The organism is Salipiger sp. HF18 (genome assembly GCF_011806505.1).
Taxonomy (GTDB): domain Bacteria; phylum Pseudomonadota; class Alphaproteobacteria; order Rhodobacterales; family Rhodobacteraceae; genus Salipiger; species Salipiger thiooxidans.
The window spans coordinates 1-1867 of the sequence record NZ_JAATOS010000661.1 but is presented as its reverse complement, the minus strand read 5'-3'; the positions used below and the strand labels follow the sequence as shown (position 1 = coordinate 1867).

Genomic DNA, 1867 nt, shown 5'->3' with positions numbered 1-1867 from the left:
CGATCGGGCCGTGGGAGCGGGATGTGCTCCGGCTGCTGCTTCCGATCGTGAGATGGCTGGAAACGCTAAGGGAACCGCCCCCGCAGGGGCCGCCGCGCCTGTCTCAGGAGAGCCGCGGGCTGGCCCTTCAGCTGCGGGACGGAGCCTCCGTCATTATCCCCGGCGCCGCCTTCGACAACGGCACCCGGCAGATCATCCGCGCCTGCGTGGCGCGGGGCGTACCCTTCGGCCGCAGCGCGGCGCGCACGGTGCAAGTCGGGTCCTCGGGCCCGGACAGGCAGACCTGAACCCGCAGACCCGAACCGGGCCCGAAGGCGCCGGGCGAAACCGCCTTACTCGGTGGTCTCGACGATCAGCAGTTCGCGCTCGGAGGCATCGCGCGCATGGCTCAGCGCCTCCTGGTACTCGGGCGAGTGATAGCAGGCCTCTGCGGCCTCGACGCTGTCGAACATCGCGACCACGTTGCGCGGACGCTCCTTGCCCTCGAGCTGAACGTAGCGCCCCGCCCGTGCGAGGAACCGGCCGCCATGCTTGGCAATGGCGGGGCCGGCGAGCTTGGCATACTTGCCGTAGGCCTCCTCGTCGGTGACGGTCACGTGCGCGATCCAAAGTGCGGGCATGGTCAGACTCCCTCGATGATGACGACATCCCGGCGCGACGCGGCTTTCGCGATCGGCAGGATGCGTTGGTATTCCGGCGACTCGAACCAGCGTTCCGCCGCCGTCCGGCTGGAGAACTCGACGATCACGTGCCGCGACGGCGCATCCCCCTCGATCACCACCTGCGGGCCGCCCTTCACGAGGAAGCGGCCGCCGTACTTCTCGGCGAGCGCGACGGTCTGGCCCGCGTAGACCGCGTATTGCTCGGGGTCGGTCACGTCGATGCGGGCGACAACATAAGCGGTCATGCGATCACCCCGCCAGAACCGCTTCCGCGGCCTTGATCGCGGCATCCGCCGCCGAGGCATCCTTGGCCCCGCCCTGCGCGAGGTCCGGACGGCCGCCGCCGCCCTTGCCGCCAAGCGCCTCGACCGCGGCCTTCACGAGATCCACTGCCGAGACATTGCCCGTCAGGTCCTCGGTCACGCCCGCCGCCACGGCGACCTTGCCGCCGGTGTCGGCGATCAGCAGTACCGCGCCCGAGCCCAGCCGCGCCTTGTGCTCGTCGATGAGCGGCGGCAGGTCCTTGCCCTGCACACCCGACAGCACCTGTGCCACGAAGGGCACGCCACCGACGTCGCGCAGCTCGGGGCCCTCGCCGGGGCCACCCGCCATGGCGAGATCGCGGCGCAGCTGCGCCACCTCGTTGTCGAGCCGGCGCCGCTCGTCGAGCAGGGCCGCCACCCGCGCCACCGCATCGGGACCGTGGGCCTTGAGCAGGCCCTCGATCCGCGACAACGCATGGTCACGGCCACGCAGCTCGGCCATCGCGGCCTCGCCGGTCAGCGCCTCGATCCGGCGCACGCCGGCGGCGGAGGCGCTCTCCGAGGTCAGCGCGAAGGTGCCGATGTCGCCGGTCTGGCGCACGTGGGTGCCGCCGCAGAGCTCGAGCGAATAGGTCTTGCCGTCGGCGCCCTTGCCCGAGCCCGCGAGCTCGCCCATGGACACGACGCGCACCTCGTCGCCGTATTTCTCACCGAAGAGCGCCTGCGCGCCGATGGCCCGCGCGTCGTCCGGCGTCATGATCCGCGTCGTCACCGGCGCGTTCTGACGGATGAAGGCGTTCACCTCGGTCTCGACCTGCGCGATCTCCTCCGCGGTCAGCGCCTTGGCGTGGCTGAAGTCGAAGCGCAGTCGGTCCGGCGCGTTCAGCGACCCGCGCTGCGCGACATGCGGCCCGAGCGCGCGGCGCAGCGCCTCGTGCAACA

The 1867-nt window shown here is 71.4% G+C and carries 4 protein-coding genes; 1 reads left to right on the top strand and 3 read right to left on the bottom strand.

Annotation, left to right across the window (positions count from 1 at the left end):
• The coding region (locus HC022_RS28860) for a hypothetical protein (RefSeq protein WP_217704116.1) at positions 1 to 287 on the top strand (287 nt) is incomplete at its 5' end.
• A 45-nt stretch (positions 288 to 332) separates the two neighbouring features.
• Here the strand turns inward: HC022_RS28860 and HC022_RS25580 are convergent.
• The 3 genes from HC022_RS25580 to HC022_RS25570 form a co-directional block, all read right to left on the bottom strand.
• Positions 333 to 620, bottom strand: coding sequence for a DUF1330 domain-containing protein (locus HC022_RS25580; protein ID WP_089962915.1), 288 nt, complete (start codon positions 618 to 620; stop codon positions 333 to 335).
• 2 nt (positions 621 to 622) lie between these two features.
• Positions 623 to 907 carry a DUF1330 domain-containing protein gene (locus HC022_RS25575; protein ID WP_008884733.1) on the bottom strand — a complete coding sequence of 95 codons (285 nt, stop codon included), beginning with the start codon at positions 905 to 907 and terminating at the stop codon, positions 623 to 625.
• A gap of 4 nt (positions 908 to 911) precedes the next feature.
• Positions 912 to 1867 (bottom strand): DHHA1 domain-containing protein (locus tag HC022_RS25570; protein WP_254885270.1); only part of this gene is annotated, 956 nt, incomplete at its 5' end.